Genomic DNA, 21,996 nt, shown 5'->3' with positions numbered 1-21,996 from the left:
ATCACTGGCTGCTTCCATTAACTACTTTATTTAATAGGTGTAAAAACCGGCGGTTTCGTTCTCAGCGCCTCAGGCCAAACTATTTCCTTTTTTCCTTGCTGCCATTGAATAGTGAGAGGAAACCGCTTTACCTGAACACCGGTTCGATCAACAGCATAGCGCCCAATTAAACTGTATGTATCTAGTGTAAATAATGCTTCCCTCACTTTATCTCGATTAAATGAGTTAGCCCGTTTAACCGCTGCTTCTAAAATTTGTCCCGCAGCAAAGGCAGTAGCCGCATGGTAAGAAGGAGATATGGTATAAGTAGCTTCGAAGTTTTTAGCAAATTCTTTTGCTCCACCTTTAATACTACCCTGGTCTTTTATTTTCTCCCAAATTGACACCGCAAAGGTATTTTCAACCTCAACAGGCCCTAGTGTAGTTAAATATTTTGGCAGTGTTGGACCAACTGTTGCCAAATAGCCTCTCGGCTGCCAATGAATTGCCGTTAATGCCTGACGCATCGCTACTGACTCTTCAAAATGTCCTGTCATCATAAGAATCTGTGCTCCAGACTGGCGGGCAACTGTTGCTAATTCTTGATAATTAACTGCACCTTTTGCAAATACTTGGTAATACTTGATAGTTAAACCTAGTCTTGTCGCCCATTCACGGGCGCCTAATCCAACACTTTTTGAAAAACTATCATCAGGACTTACAATGGCTAACTTATCTTCCTCCATTATTAGCAGCATTTTTAAGAAGCCTAGGGTATAGCGGCTAGCGGGTGTCCACATACCAAACACATTATTAAAGCCTTGTTGCCAGATTTTATCAGACGCCGCACCAGCAGCCAGCATAGGATAACCATAACGCTCTGCTACTCCTGATACCGCTAAGGTAATGGCACTTGAATAAGGGCCAAAAATAAAGTCAACTTTATCTTTAGTGATTAGCTCTTCATATAACGCAGGGGCTAAACCTTTCTGACTTTGATCATTTTTTATAACAATATCGACTTGCCGCCCTAGCAGTCCTCCTCGACTATTGACTTGCCTTTGCCAAAGCCGATAGGCTTTCTGCTGCATATCAGCCATCAACGCATATCGCCCCGTTAAGCCCAGCGACAAGCCAATTTTGACGGACTCTTTAGCAACCGCCCAATGACTTCCTAACCCTAGCAACAACAACCAGCCTATCAATAAACACAGCTTAGTTATGCTAGATTGACAGAAAAAAATCACAATGTTTTATACCCTTCCCAAATGACTTTTAGGGTTTGTTGTCGTCGCTCTTCACCCCAATCATTTATAAAAACATAAACTCATGGGGCTTCATCGCTTGACAGCCGCCCCTAAAAGCCATTCGCTTTGGCTATATTAGCTAAAAATTGCAATGAGTTAGTTACAGTATAATTAAGTCGTAATCACTGTGCAGGTGCAATTATCAAGAAGTAACAATCCAAGCATGGAATAGCAGCAAATGGTTGGAAAGCAAGTAACAATAAGGCTTTTGATAACAATGATACTTTAGAGATATGGGCTATATTAATTATGCTCTCATTACCAATGGTTATTTAATATATATAGATTTATATGATGTATAAATAGAAGCGTACATCACTGGCATCAGTACTAAATAGCCTAGTCCCAATGGTATTGCAGCAATGATAGCCATTACGAGCATTAAAACGCCATAAATAATAAATGGCAAAATATTGCGTAAACAACCTTGAAAGCTCATAACCATAGCAGGCCATGCATTGAAATCATTCAAAATAACTAAGGCAGGAGCGAACCAAACCATCATAACAATGGGTAACAATAGAGCCAAAAATAACAACCCAAAGATAAGCGCAACAGCCATGCTAAAATCCGAGTACCCACTTGGGCTCATCATATTAAAACCAAAGGCTAACGCTATCAAAAAGAGCACAGCAAAAACTATCACTGACAATACAATACTTAACACTGCGACTAACACCAGCTGACCCAGATTGCGCTGAAACCCTTCAAAAATATCGACTATTTCCATCCCTTGCCCAGTATCCAGTTTATAACTGGCATAAATAAAGCCTGCAGTAAAGATTGGCGCCACGAAACCAGACACTAAGTTAACAAAAGGGATAACTGCCAAAATAATGACAATGACCCAGTAAACAATAGTTGCCAAAATCCATAAACCAGGCTTACTACCAAACAGCTTAAAAGCATCGCTAATCCAGCTGACACCTGAGCCTGCGCTTTGTTTAGTCGGTTCATGCAAGTGCAAATCGGCTGAGTGGTCACCAATTACATCAGCCTCAGGGCTTTTGTAAGGGTTTGTATCAGTCATTGTTATCCCCAATATTTAATCAGATTACCTTGCCCTGCTATCTGATGGCAGACCTGTACTGTTAGCGAATTACATATTACTGACGTTGTATATAGTATAGCCAGTTTGATCAAACTATACGGCAAATAGACTGAGTCGTTAATATCCATGCGGCTTGTAATACTAAGCCAGCGTTATCTTCATTACACTCACAGCTGTCGCAAGACAACTAACCTTACACATCGCAAGCCGCCTTGCGCAAGACCCCGTCAGTTTGTGCAGAGGCCATAAACAATTATTAGAGGTACCCTTAAAGCTCATCTAAAGTAAGTGAATGTGATGCTACTCTGCATGTGTTGTACTGACTTAGCCCTACATCAGCTGCAATCACAGAATATTAACGCCTATAAGACGATTGTGTTACAATTAGCGAGTTTATCTTTATAAAATTCAGGTAGATCATGCAACGGCTGGATTCACAAATAGTCATAGAAACTCCTGAGGGTATTTCTTTACCACTTACCCCAGCAGGGCCAGGGGTAAGAATTCTGGCATTTTTAATCGATGCTATTATTCGCTATGCCATCGTATTTGCAGTGTTTTTGGTTTTACAATTTTTTGGTGACATTGGTAGTGGTATTGGCTTGATTGCAATGTTTTTGTTTGAATGGTTTTATCCCGTTTTTTTTGACATCTTTCGTCATGGCGTTACCCCAGGTAAAAAATCTTTTAATTTACGAGTGATTCATGACGATGGCACTCCTATCTGCTTTTCTAGTTCAGTTGTTCGTAATTTACTACGAGTTGCTGACTTTTTGCCTTCTTTTTATATATTAGGCGTGCTTTGTATGATGAGTAATCGTCGGTTTCAGCGCTTAGGTGATCTAGCTGCGGGCACACTCGTGGTATACGACAGTCCCTCCCCACAGTTTGCAGAAAGCCGAATTGAAGGTAGTCAACCTTTTCCTGCACCATTAAACTGGCAACAGCAACAAGCAATTATCCAGTTTTCTGAGCGCTGTAATACCTTGTCCGAAGCTCGCCAACAAGAGCTAGCCAACTTGCTGACTCCTATCACTCAAGATAGGGATCAAGCAGCTGTTAATACCCTACTAAGAGTTGCCAATGGAATCCTTGGGCGTCAATGAAGCAAGAAACGTTTGAAAACCGATATCAGCATGATTGGCAAGCATTTGAAGCATTACTTGAGCAGCTGGAAAAACGCCAGTCACCTTCTGTAGTCCAGTTTGCCAGTCACTATCGACGTATTTGCCATTATCTGGCATTAGCCAAAGCCCGAACCTACAGTCCCCAGCTACAAGCTCAACTGGAAAGTATGGTATTACGTGGTCATCAACAGTTGTATAATCGCAGAACACAATTCCTTTATAACAGCATTCAGTTTATTGTGCTCAAGTTTCCAGCTTTATTACGTGAAAACTGGCGCTTTTTCTGGTTAGCAACCGCACTCTTTTATCTACCTGGCTTGGTTATTTTTTTAGCGATTCAGTGGGATCCTAATATTGTTTATACCATCATGAACCCACACCAGGTGACTGAATATGAAAGTATGTATGACCCTGCCCTGCGCCATTTAGGCCGAGAAAGACAGTCAGATACTGATATCTTTATGTTTGGTTTTTATATCTGGAATAATGTAGGTATTGCCTTTAAAACGTTTGCAGGTGGGATTTTATTTACCATCGGTAGCCTATTTTTTCTGCTTTTTAATGGGGTTTTCTTTGGAGCCTTTGCCAGCCATATCGTCAATGTGGGCTACCAAAGCACATTCTTTCCTTTTGTGGTAGGCCATGGTGCTTTTGAGCTAACCGCTATCACCATTGCTGGAGCAGCAGGCATAAAAATGGGCTACAGCCTATTAGCACCCGGTAACCTGTCTCGCCTAGATGCGTTAAAACAAAGTACCAAAGTCGCCGTCCAGTTACTCTTAGGTGCTGCTTTTTTGCTGGTTATTGCAGCCTTTGTTGAAGCATTTTGGTCTTCTTCAACGCTATTAACACCCACCATTAAATACATTGTCGGTGGGTTATTTTGGTTAGTGGTTGCTGGCTACCTGACCCAAGGAGGGAAAGGTTATGCAACTTGAACGCATTGCTTTTACTGCTCGCCCACGCCAGTCGTGGGAAGCAGCTGATTTAGGGCTTCAATTTACACGGCAACTGTATTGGCGGCTAGTCAAGCTATGCTTCTTGATCACTCTGCCTATTTACTTGTTACTTGAAGCAATCTGGCCAAATACTGGTATTAACAGTTTGCTTATCTGGTGGCTGAAACCACTTTGGGAAAGGGTTATTCTGGTCGTACTTAGCCAGGCAGTCTTTCAATCCACACCAACAACTCGTCAGACATTAACAGGATTTAAAGCCATTGTTTGGCGCCAGGCATTTGCAGCCATTACCTGGCGACGGCTGTCACCTTCTCGCTCGTTTAACTTACCTGTTATTCAGCTGGAAGGATTAAAAGGTAAACAATATCAATCGCGTTTGTCTATTTTACATCGTGGTCACACCTCACCTGCCTTCTGGCTTACGATTCTTGGAGTACATCTAGAGTCACTGATTTCTTTAAGTGCCTTTATGATAGTGATTTATATACTACCAAACGTCAGTGAATTTGATGAAGTCATTGGTTTACTTGAAATGACCTGGCTTGGTAGTGTGCTGTATTATTTTAGTATGCTGCTGGTAGCTCCTTTTTATGTGGCCAGTGGTTTTTTTCTTTACCTCAACCGCCGTATCATACTAGAAGCTTGGGATATTGAGCTAATTTTCCGCCAAATGGCCGCCCGTTTTAAACGGTCAGCAACCTCTCTTAACAAAGCTGCTTCCTTGATATTCATTTCAGGTTTGATATTCAGCAGCTTAAATCCAACTCAAGCTGTCTATGCAGAAACGTTTCAAACGCCAGAAGCAGCAAAAACAACCATTGAAGAAGTATTAAATGGAGAGGACTTTCATCAATTTGAAAAAACCAAGTTTCCTAAATTAAATATCGACTGGAATTGGTTATTTGATGATATGGAATTAGAGGATGGTGAGGATAAAGAGTCAGGCTTTTTGGCTGATTTAGCAGTAAATATCGCTCCTTTTCTTGAGGTAATGTTATGGAGTGTAGTCATTGCTCTTATCTTATTAGTTACATTCCGATACCGCCATTGGCTATTAGCCTTTGCAAAACCAACAGATAAAACAAAGACGAAGCCTGATAGCCTACCCTCTACTTTGTTTGGCTTAGATGTAAGCGCTGAGTCGCTTCCAAACGACATCCCTACCTCAGTCATGAATTTATGGCAAAAACAGCAACATCGAGAAGCAATTGGTTTATTGTATCGTGCTTTACTCAGCCAGTTAATTAATGATTATCAAATACCAATCACGACAGGAGATACCGAGGGAGACTGCATTCATAAAACTAGACCTTTAGCAAATACAACACTCAGCGGATATCTACAAGAGCTTACTAACGTATGGCTACAACTAGCGTATGCCCATCAGCTTCCTACTGAGTCTACGGTTAACGCATTGTGTCAACGTTGGCAACAACTCAATACAGGAGTAGTTAATGGCTAGGTCAACCCAAATCATACTGGCCATTATTTTATTACTGTTGGTTGCAGTAGCTGGCTGGCTATATAGCCGTATTGAATGGCAAGAACGCAACATTGACCTGGGTTATTCAAAAGCAGCCAAACAGAACCACTACTTAGCACTACAACAGTTTCTGGCAAAGCAGAATATAACAGCAACCGTTAAACAAGGGTTAGCAGGTATTGATAAGGTTTCAGGTTATGGCACTGTTATTCTCTCTCAGGCTTATGGATCATTAGATAAACAACGAGCTGAGCGATTGTTAAAATGGGTTGAGGCGGGTGGCCATTTAATTATGGAAGCACACAACCCGTTTATTCATAACTTGTCCGATAAAAAAGACGTCATTTTCAGCCAGTTTAATGTCACTGTTATTGAAGATGAGGCCGTGGATGAAGATCTTGAAGAACGTCTACAGTCTTTAACCGCGAGGTTAGATCAAAGCACAGAGAAACCGAGAAAAAACTGTCGTGGTTACAGCTTATTAGGCGAAATAAAGATTAAAGGTCGCAGCAAGCCACTCACGATTGATTTTTCTAACGACCAACGGTTAAGCGCCCCACTGGATGATGCCTATGGCTGGGTTGCGACTGAATCCACTGATAACTTTGTGAGGATGGTGCAATTTCAACATGGAGATGGCTTAATCAGCTTCATGGGTAGCCTTAAATTATGGCGTAACCCTTATATCAGCTGTGAAGATAATGCCTTTTTACTCACTCAGTTGATTGACCCAAAAGGCAATTTAACACTATTTAAAAATCAAGATAGTGACTCGTTATTTGCCAAACTGTGGCAGTGGGCACCTTATTTTATTCTTGGATGTATTTTATGGTTGGTAGCTTGGCTATGGAATAAAGGCGTTCGATTTGGCCCTATCAAACACTATCAACCCTATGAAATAAGACAGATTATTGAACATATTGAAGCAGCCAGTAGGCTATGCTGGCAACAGCAACAGATTGAAGAACAAGTGGACAATTTAAGAAAAACGATCCTCTTCCAATTGGCAGAAAAACACCCAGGCTTTAAGCAGCTGAGTCAGTCAGAGCAAATTAAACGCATCGCAAAAGACTCACATTTAGCTTATGCCTTGATAGAGCACAGTTTATTTTCTCCAGTCACTCGTAAAGAAGTTGAATTTACCCAACTGTTAAAAGGGTTACAACAAATTAGGAACGGTTTATGACACAAACACCTAACGCCACACTGGAACAAACCAAAGCCTATGAGCTAACCCAACAAATTCAACAACAATTGAATAAGGTGGTTATTGGCCAGCCGGAGGTTATTAATCAAGTATTAATTGGGCTGCTAGCAGGTGGTCATATTTTAATTGAAGGGGTCCCAGGTTTAGGAAAAACATTATTAGTCCGCTCACTAGCCAAAACATTTAATGGCCATTTTAGTCGGATTCAATTCACGCCTGATTTAATGCCCACTGATATTACTGGCCATGCACTGTTTAATATGCAATCCAGAGAATTTGAAATTCGTAAAGGCCCCGTATTTACCAATTTATTATTAGCAGATGAAATCAACCGTGCTCCAGCGAAAACTCAAGCAGCTTTATTGGAAGTCATGCAAGAAAAACAAGTTACCATTGAAGGAGACTCATTTGCAGTATCAGCACCTTTTATGGTGTTAGCAACTCAAAACCCTATTGAACAAGAAGGGACTTATCCATTACCAGAAGCTGAACTTGATCGGTTTATGATGAAGGTATTTATTAATTATCCTGCCGCAGACCAAGAGTTAGCAATGGTGACTCAGTTATCAGCTCCTTCTAAAGAAGACTATCTGGCACAAGTCAAACCTATCTTATCAGCACAAGCAGTGATTAATTTGCAACAAATGACTAACCAAGTCACTACAGATACCAGTGTATTGGATTATGCGGTACGTATCGTTCGTACTACCCGTGACTGGCCGGGTATTGCAAGAGGGGCTGGACCAAGGGCCAGTTTATTTATTGTTCAGGCAGCAAAAGCCAATGCATTATTAAGTGGGAGATATTTTATTACTCCAGATGACATCAAAACTCTGGCTCTACCTATTCTTCGTCATAGAGTATTACTAAGCGCCGACCGTGAGCTAGAAGGGGTGACCGCTGACCAAGCGCTGCAAGAGTTACTTGTGCAAGTGGATGCACCGCGACAATGAGACAGTTTAAGCCTAGCCAGCCATTACTGTATATACTCGTCCTATTCACTGGCCTAGGCCTGGTCCAGGCCTTTATCCAACAGTTGTGGCCTAATGTTTTACCTTGGCTTGCTCAGCTATTACTGGCTGGGTTATTAATCATTGGCCTGTTAGCTTTAGCTGATTTAATATTATCTACACAGGCGCCATCGCTAACAATTACCCGACAACTGCCTCATAATTTAGCCCTTTCTAATTCAGTCCAAGTAGCAGTCCAGGTGCATCACCAGCTACCGCTGCGTCAACAGATCGAACTCTATGATCATGCACCTAATCAATTTAACGTTAAAGGGTTACCACTAGCACTTGAATTACAGCCAGGTAAATTTTCCATAGGCCACTATGAAGTTACACCTCATCAACGAGGGCCAGCCCTGTTTACCCAGGTAGAAGTTAGAGTTCGTTCGCAGCTAGGATTATGGGCTATGCAGTTTATTTACCCTGTTACTACAGAAGTTAAAGTGTATCCAAACTTTGCCACAGTGACAGGCTATAACCTGCTGGCTAACAGCCACCACACTTCTCAGTTGGGTATTCGTAAACAGCAGCGCCGTGGAGAAGGTATGGACTTTCATCAGCTGAGGGAATATCGACCTGGAGATCCATTACGCCAAGTCGATTGGAAAGCTACTGCACGACGGATGTCGCTTATATCAAAAGAGTACCAGGATGAGCGTGACCAACAAATATTGATATTGCTGGATAGTGGTAAGCGAATGCGCATTCAGGATGGCCAACTGACCCACTTTGATCATGCGTTAAACTCCCTGTTATTACTTGCTTTAGTAGCACTTAAACAAGGGGATGTGGTAGGTATGATGAGCTTTGGCCAGAATAACCGCTGGGTACCAGGGATTAAAGGTACTGGCAACATTAATATGCTACTTAATAATTTTTATGATTTATATCCCGATGTACAACCAACCGACTATATTGCCGCTGCCGAAGATTTAATGACTAGGCAGCGTAAACGCGCATTAGTGGTATTAGTCACTAACCTACGTGATGAGGATACAGAGGACTTAATAGCCGCTATCAAATTATTACGGCGAAAACATTTGGTATTACTGGTTAACTTACAAGAAACCGCTATACAACAGGTTAGCCACCAGCCAATCAGTGATTTCCCTGCTGCTTTACGATATTTAGGTGCATTTCAGTATTTAACTGAACGCAACGCTACCGTTGATAAATTAGTAGCAGAAGGTGCATTAATTCTTGATTGCACACCGCAAGAAATGATGGCTCGGTTAGTGAACCGTTATCTAGATATTAAACGCAGTGGCAGATTATAGAGGAGTATAAAGGCTAACAACATTAAGTAGATTAGGGACAAACTGTATTAAGTGGTTGGTATGCTGTTGATTGATCAGTAAATTGCTGTCTAATTTTATGATATATGCCTTACTGTAAGGGGGGAAAGTCCTGTGTAACCAGTAAAAGTTTTTCTTCAGGCAACGCCTCAGTAGTTATTATAAATCCAACGAATATACCCAACAGACAATTTTTTATTAGTTTTAACCACTTCATCTTGTTGGCTTTGGCTTACCTGCTCCCAGCATCACTACAGAGCCATTTCTTGCTTTAACACAATTTCGCCCTGCCTGTTTAGCTTGATATAACGCTTGGTCAGCCTCCCTTAATAGATCAACATGACTCATACTCACTAAAGGTAAAGCACTGGCAATGCCTGCACTAATGGTTACCCGATCACCTGTCAACGCAAATTCATGATGAATATGCAAATTTTCAACGCCTTCTCGCATGGCTTCAGCTACTTTTAGTGCCCCCGTTTTATCCGTTCCAGGTAATATCACCACAAACTCTTCACCACCATAGCGTGCAATGGTGTCTGTTTCACGTACAGTTAAGACATTGAGGGCTTTAGCCACCAACCGAATACACTGATCTCCTGCTTGATGGCCATAATGGTCGTTGTATAGTTTAAAATAATCGATATCGATCATAATAACGGCTAAATTTTGTTGATGACGAACGGCCCGCTTCCACTCCTGCTTAAAAACCTCATCAAAATAACGACGGTTACTTAACTCAGTCAATGGATCGATCAATGATAAACGCCGTAACTCTGTTTCAGCTTGCTTACGAGTTGCAATTTCTGCTTCAAGTTTCTTATTGGTCTCGGCAATAGCGGCAGCATAAGTATTTGCTTCATGGTTCCGCAGCCTTAATTTACGGAGCGCTAACGTAATACAGATAAGGCAGAACATTAAAATACTACTAATCAGAATAAATGACTGCCTTAGCATACTATTAGTCAGTAACATATGGGTTTCTATTGGAATAATAACCTCCAATACTCCCCTGACTTCTCCAACTCGCCAGTTATGTTTGGGACTATCAGGATGGGCGTTGTGACAGCTAATACAACCCGGACGCATTACGTCTGCGGTGGCATAACGCAAAGCGGCTCGGCCATCGACATCTTCAAAGCGGTAATAAGACTGTTGGGGGCTTTGCTGTAATGTTTTCCAGGCGGTTTGAGCAAAATTATCATTTAACCCCCCAGATATTTCACGCCAGGGAAAAGGATATTTACTATAAAGTCGGCTTTTTACACCACTTTGTTTTCCCCCAAGGCGGTTTCCCAACAACATACTTAACGTAGCTGGAAGCGGAATTGCCCCTGTTTTAGTTTTATAATCATGGCTTACTTCGATACCATGTGACTGTGCAACGGCCACTACTTCAGATGTATATAACGTACGAAATTCGGCAAGGGCTTGGGAGTAAGACTGAGCATTATCCAAGGCAGTCGACTCAATTTGCTTGTTCGCTAGCCGTTCCAGATGCCATAAAATAATAATTGTTGCTAAAGTAAAAGCAATGATCAAAACCATTAAAGTATGGTTTATAAAGAAATTTATACCTGTTTCAAAGAAACTACTCAGGCGCCGTTTCATCAAAAGCCAATCCTACATCTCTAAATAGCAGCTTTATCGTAAACTGTAGTATATCCCGCCCCTGTTTCGCTAATCAAATTAGTCAATATGATTAAAATGCAACGAGATCATAGGTCACTAAAAATCGATTGACCCGCTCACTGTTTTCAAAGCCCTTGTGATTGGCAAAATACCAGCCAAAACCAAACCCTTCTAACAATCCTGTCTGGATAGTATATGACAGATAGCCTCCTAATTCGGTTGCAACATTTTTCTCATCATTTTCAATTAATAACATCTCATCAGGGCGAGAACCACGAGCATAGTGCATACTTAAAGTTAAGCCAGGTAAAGCAGCCCCCGCAAAGTCATAGTCAAACCCCAAAACCCAGGCTCCTTCATTTTTATGATTAAAGTTTTTGTGCAATGCCAGAGTTGAGTTAAAGGTACCTTCATCATCATAGAAATAGCCACCTGCCCAATCCGCATCATAAGTTTTGTTATAACCTACATAAAGTTTGCCGTGTCGGGTATGTAAAGCACCAGTTAAATTAACATAACGACTTTGGTAATCTTCAAAACGTACATAGGTAAACATTTGGGCATTATTAAAAGATAGCCAATCATAATAGCCAAACCCATTTTTGCCCTGGGCTTGTCCATACCGGGCATCTATTGATAGTGCCACTTTGCTGTTGAGTTCAGTGATATAAAACAGTTTAGCAAAATACTTTGTTAATTGATTATCCGCTCGACCATATTCAAGCTGCCCGTTTAACCCCGGCGCTAACTGATAATTCAGCCCTAGGATATCAATATGGTCAATTTTGCTTTGCCGGTCATAGCTTTCTAAATCACTCAACAATTGGCTGGAACGGCGATTATGATATTGATTAAAACGGGTCAAATACACCCGTGCATTTTTCCAGTTAGCGGTAATTAAAGCACCAAAGATAGAGCTGGCAGTCACATTAGCGTTTGCCGTTGAAAAGGTGGCGATATCTATATTTTGCAAACCGTAGTTTAAACCGATATAAAAGGAATCATCACCAAAACGTAATTTAGTATAAGCTTGTGATATTGCCGATAAACTACCGCTACTGTCACTATTAAGCTGGGGCTGACGCAAATAATCAATCTCTTCTGTTTCTAAAAGCGGCATTTCTATTTGACAAACTTGTGGCTCTTGGCTACCAGGATCCGACATACAGTCTTGCATTTCCTTACTTTTTGCCTCAAGCTGCTCATAACTAAAAGACGAGAATACAAACTCTCGCTCATTCGGTACTGGCTGTTCTATAAAACCTTCCGCAGCTGCACCTTCACCTGCCTGCTGCTGATTGGCGATAAAGCCATGAGCGTCTCCCGTATTATTAGCACCATTACTATTATTGTTGCCAGTCACATAAGACGCACTTCCCATAGTAAAGTCAAAACCAATAAAGCCAAAATAGTAATCGGATTTAAAGTCTAACTCTAAACCATGCACCCATTCATCTAAGTCAAATACCTCACTGCGTTGTGCAGAGCTGCTATTAACAAACAAATTGTTGTAACGCATTGTTACAGGGCCATTGCTTTTTTCTACTCCATTACAAATGCTACTTATCAAGCAACTTGATAAAGCTACTACAGTAATAATGGGTAAATACCTTACGAAGACTACATTAGAATGCATTACAACAACCACTACAACGTTTATAACAGCAAATAACCACCCCCAGATCCTGGGATCTGGTGAGTTTGTTGGGCTAACTGGTAGGAAATAAAAGGAAACTGGCTTAATTTATCTCACAATACATTGATGACCTCCATGGAAAGTTCAGTTTCCCTTCATTTATTGGGAGTAGTTAATGAGCTTCTTGTCGTATTTTTATTTATTTCCTTTGAAATTTAAAGTTATAAGTTCACAGTTTTTTGGTGCTACTTCAGCAAACCTATTAAATCCACACTAAGCAGCTACCGTTGTAGAAAAGCTATTAATCGTGATTACACAGAACCAGATGCAAGATTGTGGTGCTCTGTTGAAATATTTGAGCTAGCCTGATTATGGAACCAATTAAAATAAAAAAAGGATTTTACAAAATGCGTTTAATTATTGCCTTGTTAACCAATATACGACTTTTTATCCCTTTATTGTTTATTCTGTTATATACCACAATAGCTTCAGCGAATAGTTCCCCACAAAGCTGGCTTAACCGAGCTATTCAATTGCAGATTAAGCTAGATATTAGCGAGCCTTTAGGTCGCAGTACTTTTTTATATACCCATAATAGTTATAACTCAAAAGCTTACACCACTCTAGGTAGTTACTGGGACCCAAATCATCAATTAAGCATCAGGCAACAGCTAGATTATGGCATTCGCGCTATCGAATTAGATATTCACTGGACGTTAGGTACTCGTGCCAAAAAAGAAATTTTGTTGTGCCATGGTACTAACAAGCACACTGGTTGCAGTATTTTTGATCGGCGCTTTGAAGCCACTATAAAAGAAATAAACAGTTGGTTAAGAAAACCCGCTCATCGTGATCAACTATTAATGATTTACCTGGAAGATCACCTAGATGGCCATTACCCTGAAGCTTTAGCAGTGCTTAATCAGTTTATTGGTGACCTAATCTATCGACCTAATAGCTGTCGGCAGCTTCCCCAAACAATCACTAAACAAACTATTTTACAACAAGCTAAACAAGTCATTTTAATCGGCGGCAATTGTGCTACAACTGCCTGGAGTACTACAGTATTTAAAGACCATTGGCCAACCGAGAATGGTAGTTTTAGTGGTTACCCCAAATGTACAACCAAACGATTTTCAGCAGCAGCCGTTGCTAACCAACTGATTCGAATTTATGAAGATGCTACCTGGCTTACCCGTCACTTTGGCAACCCACCACCAGCTATTACCCCACAAGTTATGCATGACGCCGTATCTTGTGGGCTTGGTTTAGTGGGTGCTGAACCATTAGTTGAGCTTGATTCACGTATGAAAGCCGCTGTATGGAGCTGGGCAGAAAATGAGCCAAAAACTAGTTCAGCCGGAAAACACTGCGTTGTTCAAGGTAGTAATGGACGTTTTAATGCTGAAGCTTGTAGCAGCCATTACGCCTACAGTTGTCGTAATAGGCAAACTAACGAGTGGCAAGTAACCCCCTATACAGGTCCCTGGTCAACAGGAACGGCTAGATGTATAGCAGCGTTTGGTACTCATTTTCAATTTGATGTTCCCAGAAGTGGCTATCAAAATTTACAGTTATTAAAAGAAACTTCAGGAAAAGCCGTATGGATTAATTACCATGACAAAAATGGTCAGGGGAAATGGTTACCTGGAGATTACCCTACTAGTTTAATTAATAAATAACAGCTTCAGCCTAGTGATTAACGCACAAAATAAAAGCACTGATTACCAAAAATATTGTGATTTGCAAGCACCCTTTAAAGTGATACAGATCTAAAATCATCAGTTAAAATACCTAAACTCATTTTAGGTTGCGTATAGTTTAGTCTCTCAAAACATGGGGAGATTTAATATGGGAATTTTAGCTTGGATTGTATTAGGGCTGATTGCAGGTATTTTGGCCAAGTGGATTATGCCTGGACGTGATGGCGGCGGCTTTATCATTACCACTTTATTAGGTGTTGCAGGTGCTTTGGTGGGCGGCTATGTTGCTAGTTTATTTGGCTTTGGTGGAGTCAACTCATTTAGCTTACAAGGTATTTTAATTGCCACTGGCGGTGCATTCCTCTTGTTATACTTGTATCGACTGATTAAATAAATTGATTTTTTTAAAAGCTAATGGTGTAGAATTATTTACACCCTTAGCTTTTAAAGTAGCTTTCTCAACCTATCTGTAAACTCTATACTCTTTAGGACAATTCTAACTAAAAAACTAATGTAAGCCGTTGGTTTTGTATGATGATATCAGCCAGGTCAATCATGCCATACTTTTTCACTCAACTTAAAATGAACTTCTCTTTGATGAGACAAAAATTCGTTAAATACTGTTAAAGCTTCCTGGTAATTATTGGCTGTCGCATTTTTCTTAAACCCATCTATAGCCGCGAATAAATTAGTGCCTAATTCAGGATTATTGATTTTTTCCAGGAGTTTATCCACTTCAGCTCTTACTGATGAGCCGATTGTTGCGATAGCAATAAATATTTTTTTAAATTCTTTCTCATGCTGTTTCGTAAATAGCTGCCAGCGCTCGGTCTGCTCGGTGCTATTTAAGGCATTATAAATAGGCAACAGATAGCTTAAGGTATCACTCCCCAACCACTCTTGCCTAACAACAGTTTGGGTCTCTGCTGCTTTTGCACTAACTGCTGCCTTCACTGTAGGCGCAATATATACCCCTAAACCTGGCATCATCGCTGCCCGGCCAAATTGGGTTTTTATTCTTACAAACTGCAAATTCCAATGTTTTTTCGCTGATTTTTTAAAGCGACACTCAAGACTTGCTCCCAGTTCTAATCCCATATCAAATACATGACTTAAGGTTTGTCTTAACTGTGAGATGATATTTTGTTGAGTAACACCTGCCTCAGCATCATTATTTACTAATATAGCATCCAATCCATTAAATGTTGTTTTTTCAGAATCAATCAACGATAAAATATCCTCAACATTAAACTGATTATCTAAGCTAATCCTTAAGTCTAAAAACTCACCTTGGCGATAGTAGTTTGGGTGCTTTTCAGTATGAGTATAGGTAGCGCTTAGACTTAAGCCAACATTTTCTGATGGCAACTCAAGCGTTAATGTGCCACCAAAGGCATTACGTAACAACTGACTACGTGTCGAAAAGCTAAGTTGTTCAGCCATTGCACTTTCTGGGATATAAAATATAGGTTGTCTTAGTTGTTTATCAAAGGTTTGATAGTGTTGCTTATATGCTTCCTGTTGCTCTACTGGACAACTAGCTATGTATAATTGCAACAACGCTATATAAGATATAGACACTGTTTTTAAATATTCAACCCGGCCTTTGGCTCCTCTCTGCAACTCAATAGAGGCTTTAACTTGTTTTGCTTGCTCTAATGTACTCGATGGAATTTTTTTTGGATTAGCACGCGCATAATCACAAAACTGGGCCAAGTCACTATAATGTTGGTATTCTGCAAATAATCCATCTAATACCTGCTTTGTTCTAGCCAGCAAGGGTTTATCAGCCTGCTGGATGGCTAGTTGGGTCAAGTCATCAATACTTTTAGAATAATAGCGCGAATCATAACGAAATAACCGCAGTGAGTCTTGTTGCAGGCTATCAATCAATAGCTGCCGCTTAGCAATATCGGCATTAAATACATTTTTTGATATTTCACCTTTAAATATTCGCCTGAACAGGTTAACACCAGCAGCCATCTTGCCAGTAAATAATTTCATTTTTAGCGGCATTTTTTTTATTTTACCCAATGCTGGAGCTACTTGAGCAGGTAACCCTTGCTTAAGCAATAAGTTATTTAACCGATGTTGACTGGCAAGCGCCTGCTGTTGCAACTCCACATAGGTTTGGTTACGTTTCCAATCTACTAAATGACCAATACTCTTACTGGTTGCAGCAGTAAATAAAGCTCCTATTATTGAATCCACCTGTCGATCAACAAACGCTAACAACGACTCATCACTATAGATAGTGCCAGAGCTAGCCTGAACAGCTGCTTCACCTTCAACAATTAGTTTATCACCTCCCGCCAAGCTCAGCTTTAAGCCAGCAGAACGAATTTCAAAAATACCAGTATCATCATCTGTTAATACCTCAAACATTGCTTTAATGGTTACACTGCCTTCAAGTAAGTCCAACCCAGGTAAGCCTGCTCCTACTGACAAGCGTAACTGTACTTGAAATTTGCTACTGGCCCCTGGCTGCTCTAATTGTGTCAACTGCTGATAAAGTTGTTGCTTGAGTGATTCTCTAGCAACAGCCAAGCTTTGCAATTTTGTCTGCACCGCTAATAAGTCTGCCAATTCTTGTAAGTCACTTGTTTTAGGCAGCATATCCGCTAAGCTTTTTAGCTGCTGATAAACACTTTTCACCTCCGTTTCATTTAAGACAAATTCAGACTGTTGATTTAATTGATCTGATAATTGGTCTAGTTGCGAACTGACCCCTTTTGTAGTTAGACATTTTTGTTTATTCAACTCAGCTACTTTTTTTTGGAACAACTGCAGTATTTTTACAACACTGTCACGCAACCATTCTCCTCGTTCATTATGCATCTTAAAAGGAATAATAACTGATGAAGACTCATGCTGATGCCTATTTAGACAATGTTTAAAAAAAGTAAAACATTTAGCAGGTTTTTCTGAGTTTGACTCAACATTATTGAGTACTTTGATAAGACGTCCGTTGCGTATAAACGCAACTGATTTACTAACATAGTTAGCAGCAGGCTGATGAACAGTATTGTTTACAGACACAGTAGTTGAGTACATGACGATGATCCTCATCCACAAACTGTTACTTTGATAAGTTATCTCCCCAAAAATAAATCGTGAATGGTATACCTCTAGCAAAAAATCCCTATCATTAGTATTTTTAGGTTTCCAATTGATACTGACTCAAGAAACTGGATATATTAGTTAAAGTAACTGTTTTATGTTTGGGCTAACATTAATTTATATTTATTGTTGATGCACGCCAGACCATTTCAGCAGACCACTAAAATCAGTCAATATTTGAAATATTCAGGCTAGAGTGATTGATTATCACTAAAGACATAGCACAGTATCTTTAGTGATTAGTTTTAAATATTTAGGTTTCTTAGTTAAAAATCAGATAAGCTTTATAGGTATAGTCATAAGTTGACTAATTAAAAGTAAATATTATTGAGCACCTTATGAAGCCCAATAATCGTAGGCGTCATTAATTCTGTTAAAGCCTTTCGAAAATGCTCTGACTCAAAAATAACACCTCCATTATCATTACGTTCAAATACTAGGGGTGCCGGTCCCACTTCTATTTCAGTGATATCAAGCCCTAACTGCTCTCGTCGTATAAGTTCTTGATCTATATAACTGAGTAGTTCCTGACACTGCTCTGTTGTGCAATCAGCAAAAATTCTTTCAACAAAGGTGACTCCCTGCAAATGGTCCATTTCATGTTGTACGATATGTGCAAAAAAGCCTTCGCATTCCTCTTTATGTTGGTTACCCTGCTCATCCCAATAGTCAATCGTAACCAAGCGATGCCGCTTAACTTTTCCTCTTATAGGACCAAATACACTCAAACAGCCTTCACCAGAAACAGGATAATAGGTTTCCTGGCTGACTGAGGTAATGTTTGGATTAATCATCACAGTGATATGAGGAATGGTTTCACCAGGGTAGCGCTCTATAGCTTGTTGTCTTAATTGCTCGTCGTCCGTCCCTATAATCATGATTTGCACTGGCTGCTCGATTGCAGAACATTGATTACAAGCAACCCCTACCCCGCCATTCAAACTTTCTTTCATGATGGAAATCATAGCTGATATTGCTGAAAGATTAGATAAATCAGCTGGTTTAAGTGACTGATGCAGGATAGGATCACCCACTTGTCGTATTGCTAATAATTGACTACTTACTTTCATGTTACTCACTTGCGTTACATAATACCCTATTACTCCATACCCATCAGCTTTCATAGCCAGATTATTGTATGAATACAGGAATTATTATTGAGGAGCAATCAACGACCGTTGCTCTTCCAATCCCATCGATATTATAAAAGGATCGGTTTTTTGTCTTTCAATAAAATCTTCCTTAGCTTGCCAGCCTAGCCAATTAATAGCAATTAATGATTGGGCCACCGCTCCACCCAATGTAGTACCAGGGCCTAGAATAATCACTTTATCAGGGGCGAACTCTTTCACCCCCACTTGAATGGCTTTGGTAAAGTCATAAGTCTCTGTCACTTGGCAGCCCAAAGTATAATTCCATAGTAAGGCAAGATCAGTACTATAAGGTGACCATAGCTTTCCTCTACCATCAACTAAGGGCAAGTGCGGCTGTTGAAATAAATCTTGGGTTAATAGTTGCTTGGCTTGTAAAGATATCACTTGTTGCAGCGGGGTATGAAATGCAGCATGGTTAAACAGCCGCATAGGAAAACGCCCTTGTTCTAGAGGCAAGGCTTCTGTTAATTGCTTTAAGGCTAACTCATTACCACCAAACACCAACATTCCACCCAACTCAATGGATATAGTTAACTCACAATCAGTTTGTTGGTTAATAGCAGCCATCATTTCCAGTAAATGTGCACGTCTCCCCTCAATTGGCTGCCAGTTTGCATCAACTAAAGGATAAATTACCTGCCCACCAATTAACGACTGATGCATTAAATTACCCATGGTATTAATCAGCGTTAATGCAGATATTGACTCCATAGCTGCCGCAACCGCCAGACTAATGTACCAACCCATGGAGTTCCCTGTAACAGCAACAATCTCAAATTGGTCCTGATCAATGGTTAAAAAATCACAATAAGCGCATGCATAAATCAATGATGACGCATTATCACCTGCACTATGCTGCTTTAAGGAATATTCCGCTGCACTATCTAATTCAGTGAGCGTGACTTGCTGTTGCTTCGCTCGGTAATTATCAGCCTGACTAAGCCACGACTGTTGTTGACGATGATAACGTTGTAAATAACCCAGTTCGGTTTTATTGTAGGTACCCCGTCCTGGGCATACGACAAGTGCTCTTTGTTTTGGTTTCATCATCTTTTAGGCTTGCTTTATGTCGTATAGTGAGTTTTTCCCACCTGACTGATTGACTACGTCAAGTGCTGCTTGAATAATCGACACTTTGCTCGGTAAGGTACAACTGGCCGCTCGACCAATAGGAATAAAACTGTCCGTAGCAGTGAGTCGCTTAATCGGTTTATAAAAATCACCCATCTTCGTCATCTGTTCCATAAATAACGTCATCAAGGCTTCGCTAATTGAACCGGTTTGTCGACACTCGTCCACTATTAATACTGACTGACAAGGCGCAGCTGCTTCGAGAATAGCTTTGTGATTTAATGGTGCTAGCCAACGCAAATCTACTACTCGTAAGCTAATTCCACATTGCTCAGTAAGCTGTTTTGCTGCCTGACGACTTAGATAATACCCATTGCCATAAGTAATGATGCATAAATCCGTACCATTACCATATTGACCAATTTCACCACAACCGATTGGTTGTTTACCTGGCTCTGGATAAGTAGATAACCATTGCTCATCCCCTGGCTCGTGTAAATCTCTGGTCATATACAAAGCAATGGGTTCAATAAACACCACAATCCGTTGTTCTTCAGCAGCCAGTCTTACGCACTCTCTCAACAGGCCCACCGCATCAGCGCCATTAGATGGACAGGCAATAATAACCCCAGGAATATCTCGAAATACAGCAAATGAATTATCGTTGTGAAAATGTCCACCAAAACCTTTTTGGTAACCTAAACCAGGAATCCGGATCACCATTGGGTTGGTATATTGCCCCTGAGAGAAAAAGCTTAATGTCGATGCTTCACCACGAATTTGGTCTTCAGCATTATGGATATAGGCTAAAAACTGAATTTCAGGGATAGGAATAAAACCATTATGAGCTAGGCCAATCGCTAAACCTAAAATACTTTGCTCATCCAACAAAGTATTAATGATCCTGTGAGCACCAAACTTTTCTACCAGTTTACTGGTAACATTATAGACTCCCCCTTTAGGGCCAATGTCCTCACCAGCTAAAACAATATTCTGGTATTTCAGCATTAAGTCCACTAACGCCCAGTTTAATAGTTTGGCTAAATGTTGAGGTTTCTCCAATTGGAGCTTATCTCTGGCAAATGCTTGGCTACGATCCTTTTCATTAACATCATCTGTTGTAACAGACTCTCTTTGAGGTGGAATTAATGATGCAACCACTGTATTGGGATCGCTTAAATAAGACTTAGTTGCTACTTCCTTAGCCACTGCACCAACCCGATCTGCAGTCCATTGGTAAAGGTCTATAACTTGTCCTGCGCTCAAAATGCCTTCTTCAACTAGTAAGCAAGCACTAAATAGTAAAGGGTCCATTGACTCCTGGGCAATGATTTGAGCACGATTTAAATAAGCGGTTTCCGCATCAGAGCCTGCATGACCTAATAGCCGCACACAACGAAAGTGCAAAAAGACCGGTTTACGTTGTTTTCTTGCAATTAGTACTGCCTGTTGGGCTGTTTGATAAGTATCAATTAAATCCAATCCATTACAGCTTAAATAAATAATGTCTTCTCTGGCCTGAATGGTTTGAGCAACCCACCCTTTTGGAGTTGGGGTGGAAATACCAATACCATTGTCTTCACACACAAAAACAATAGGTAGCGGCACTTGCTGATAGCTTGTCCAAGCGGCAGTATTTAATGCGCCTTGCGCTGTGGAGTGATTTAATGATGCATCACCAAAGCTACAAACCACTAGGCTATCTTGAGGTAACTCTCCACACCCAATTCGTTTTGCTAAAGGGACACTATAAGCCGTGCCCACCGCTTTGGGTAAATGGGAGGCAATGGTACTGGTTTGAGGAGGGATAAATAATCTTTTTGAGCCTAATACTTTATGTCTGCCACCCGCAATGGGGTCATCACTGGAAGCAGCAAAACTTAATAACATGTCGTATAAAGGGGTTTGCCCTGGAAGCTGTTTTGAGCGCTGAATAAAAAAAGCTGCATCACGATAATGCAGAAAAGCCATATCTGTATATTCAAAAGCAGCTGCTACCGCTGCCATTCCTTCATGTCCGGTACTACCGATGGTATAAAATGCCTCACCACGCTTTTGCATGCGTCTGGCTTCTAAGTCGAGGTGACGGCTTAGCAACTGACTCTCAAATAACTCCACTAATTGTTGAGGAGTCAAGTGGGTATTGGCTAACGGTGCTCTCTCTGACCAATAAGGCCAATGACCCTGCTGTACCCGCTGAATAAAATTTTCGTCAATGACCTCAGCACGATTTCTCATCACCCTTCCTCACAGTGCACAACT

General features: G+C 40.6%; 16 protein-coding genes. 8 read left to right on the top strand and 8 right to left on the bottom strand.

Going from position 1 to position 21,996, the window contains the following annotated elements:
• Positions 1 to 26: 26 nt before the first annotated feature.
• Together OQE68_RS22105 and OQE68_RS22100 are read right to left on the bottom strand one after the other, a co-directional pair.
• Positions 27 to 1,184 (bottom strand): amino acid ABC transporter substrate-binding protein, encoded by a 1,158-nt coding sequence (locus OQE68_RS22105; protein ID WP_180567556.1) that lies wholly within the window; start codon positions 1,182 to 1,184, stop codon positions 27 to 29.
• Positions 1,185 to 1,554: 370 nt separating this feature from the next.
• On the bottom strand, positions 1,555 to 2,316 hold the full coding sequence (locus OQE68_RS22100; RefSeq protein ID WP_180567557.1) for a BPSS1780 family membrane protein: 762 nt from the start codon (positions 2,314 to 2,316) through the stop codon (positions 1,555 to 1,557).
• Between the two features lie 440 nt (positions 2,317 to 2,756).
• On the opposite strand from OQE68_RS22100, the gene OQE68_RS22095 reads away from it, so the two are divergent.
• Genes OQE68_RS22095 through OQE68_RS22070 form a run of 6 tightly spaced genes read left to right on the top strand, consistent with a single transcriptional unit; the run spans position 2,757 to position 9,400 of the window.
• A complete protein-coding gene (locus tag OQE68_RS22095) occupies positions 2,757 to 3,443 on the top strand; it encodes an RDD family protein (RefSeq protein ID WP_180567558.1) in 687 nt (228 codons plus the stop codon).
• A complete protein-coding gene (locus OQE68_RS22090) occupies positions 3,440 to 4,402 on the top strand; it encodes a stage II sporulation protein M (RefSeq protein WP_180567559.1) in 963 nt (320 codons plus the stop codon). The genes OQE68_RS22095 and OQE68_RS22090 overlap by 4 nt, the downstream gene beginning before the upstream one ends.
• The gene (locus OQE68_RS22085) at positions 4,392 to 5,885 is read left to right on the top strand and encodes a DUF4129 domain-containing protein (RefSeq protein WP_180567560.1); all 1,494 of its coding nucleotides are present in this window, start codon (positions 4,392 to 4,394) and stop codon (positions 5,883 to 5,885) included. The genes OQE68_RS22090 and OQE68_RS22085 overlap by 11 nt, the downstream gene beginning before the upstream one ends.
• Positions 5,878 to 7,092 (top strand): DUF4350 domain-containing protein, encoded by a 1,215-nt coding sequence (locus OQE68_RS22080; protein ID WP_180567561.1) that lies wholly within the window; start codon positions 5,878 to 5,880, stop codon positions 7,090 to 7,092. Before OQE68_RS22085 ends, OQE68_RS22080 begins: the two co-directional genes overlap by 8 nt.
• Positions 7,089 to 8,066, top strand: coding sequence for an AAA family ATPase (locus OQE68_RS22075; protein ID WP_180567562.1), 978 nt, complete (start codon positions 7,089 to 7,091; stop codon positions 8,064 to 8,066). The genes OQE68_RS22080 and OQE68_RS22075 overlap by 4 nt, the downstream gene beginning before the upstream one ends.
• Positions 8,063 to 9,400: a DUF58 domain-containing protein gene (locus OQE68_RS22070; RefSeq protein WP_180567563.1), complete on the top strand. Its 1,338-nt coding sequence runs from the start codon at positions 8,063 to 8,065 to the stop codon at positions 9,398 to 9,400. Before OQE68_RS22075 ends, OQE68_RS22070 begins: the two co-directional genes overlap by 4 nt.
• A 231-nt stretch (positions 9,401 to 9,631) precedes the next feature.
• Here the strand turns inward: OQE68_RS22070 and OQE68_RS22065 are convergent, their stop codons facing one another.
• Together OQE68_RS22065 and OQE68_RS22060 are read right to left on the bottom strand one after the other, a co-directional pair.
• Positions 9,632 to 11,029 carry a diguanylate cyclase gene (locus OQE68_RS22065; RefSeq protein WP_180567564.1) on the bottom strand — a complete coding sequence of 466 codons (1,398 nt, stop codon included), beginning with the start codon at positions 11,027 to 11,029 and terminating at the stop codon, positions 9,632 to 9,634.
• A gap of 91 nt (positions 11,030 to 11,120) precedes the next feature.
• Positions 11,121 to 12,686: an OprD family outer membrane porin gene (locus OQE68_RS22060; RefSeq protein ID WP_180567565.1), complete on the bottom strand. Its 1,566-nt coding sequence runs from the start codon at positions 12,684 to 12,686 to the stop codon at positions 11,121 to 11,123.
• 407 nt (positions 12,687 to 13,093) lie between these two features.
• On the opposite strand from OQE68_RS22060, the gene OQE68_RS22055 reads away from it, so the two are divergent.
• Both OQE68_RS22055 and OQE68_RS22050 read left to right on the top strand, forming a co-directional pair.
• On the top strand, positions 13,094 to 14,368 hold the full coding sequence (locus OQE68_RS22055; RefSeq protein ID WP_180567566.1) for a phosphatidylinositol-specific phospholipase C domain-containing protein: 1,275 nt from the start codon (positions 13,094 to 13,096) through the stop codon (positions 14,366 to 14,368).
• 169 nt (positions 14,369 to 14,537) lie between these two features.
• The gene (locus tag OQE68_RS22050) at positions 14,538 to 14,783 is read left to right on the top strand and encodes a GlsB/YeaQ/YmgE family stress response membrane protein (RefSeq protein ID WP_180567567.1); all 246 of its coding nucleotides are present in this window, start codon (positions 14,538 to 14,540) and stop codon (positions 14,781 to 14,783) included.
• Positions 14,784 to 14,938: 155 nt separating this feature from the next.
• On the opposite strand, the gene OQE68_RS22045 is transcribed toward OQE68_RS22050, so the two are convergent.
• The 4 genes from OQE68_RS22045 to OQE68_RS22030 all read right to left on the bottom strand — a co-directional run bounded on the left by OQE68_RS22045 (position 14,939) and on the right by OQE68_RS22030 (position 21,972).
• Complete coding sequence (locus OQE68_RS22045; RefSeq protein ID WP_180567568.1) at positions 14,939 to 17,443, bottom strand: hypothetical protein; 2,505 nt, start codon at positions 17,441 to 17,443, stop codon at positions 14,939 to 14,941.
• A 377-nt stretch (positions 17,444 to 17,820) separates the two neighbouring features.
• Entirely contained in the window at positions 17,821 to 18,579 is a 759-nt protein-coding gene (locus OQE68_RS22040) for a peptide deformylase (RefSeq protein WP_180567569.1), read from the bottom strand.
• A gap of 84 nt (positions 18,580 to 18,663) precedes the next feature.
• Entirely contained in the window at positions 18,664 to 19,713 is a 1,050-nt protein-coding gene (locus tag OQE68_RS22035; protein ID WP_180567570.1) for an ACP S-malonyltransferase, read from the bottom strand.
• Between the two features lie 3 nt (positions 19,714 to 19,716).
• A complete protein-coding gene (locus OQE68_RS22030; RefSeq protein ID WP_180567571.1) occupies positions 19,717 to 21,972 on the bottom strand; it encodes a dehydrogenase E1 component subunit alpha/beta in 2,256 nt (751 codons plus the stop codon).
• Positions 21,973 to 21,996: the final 24 nt, after the last annotated feature.

Origin of the sequence: Spartinivicinus marinus, assembly GCF_026309355.1 — a bacterium.
Lineage (GTDB): Bacteria > Pseudomonadota > Gammaproteobacteria > Pseudomonadales > Zooshikellaceae > Spartinivicinus > Spartinivicinus marinus.
Note: the sequence above shows the minus strand (reverse complement) of the source record. Positions and strands in the feature narration are given on the sequence as shown.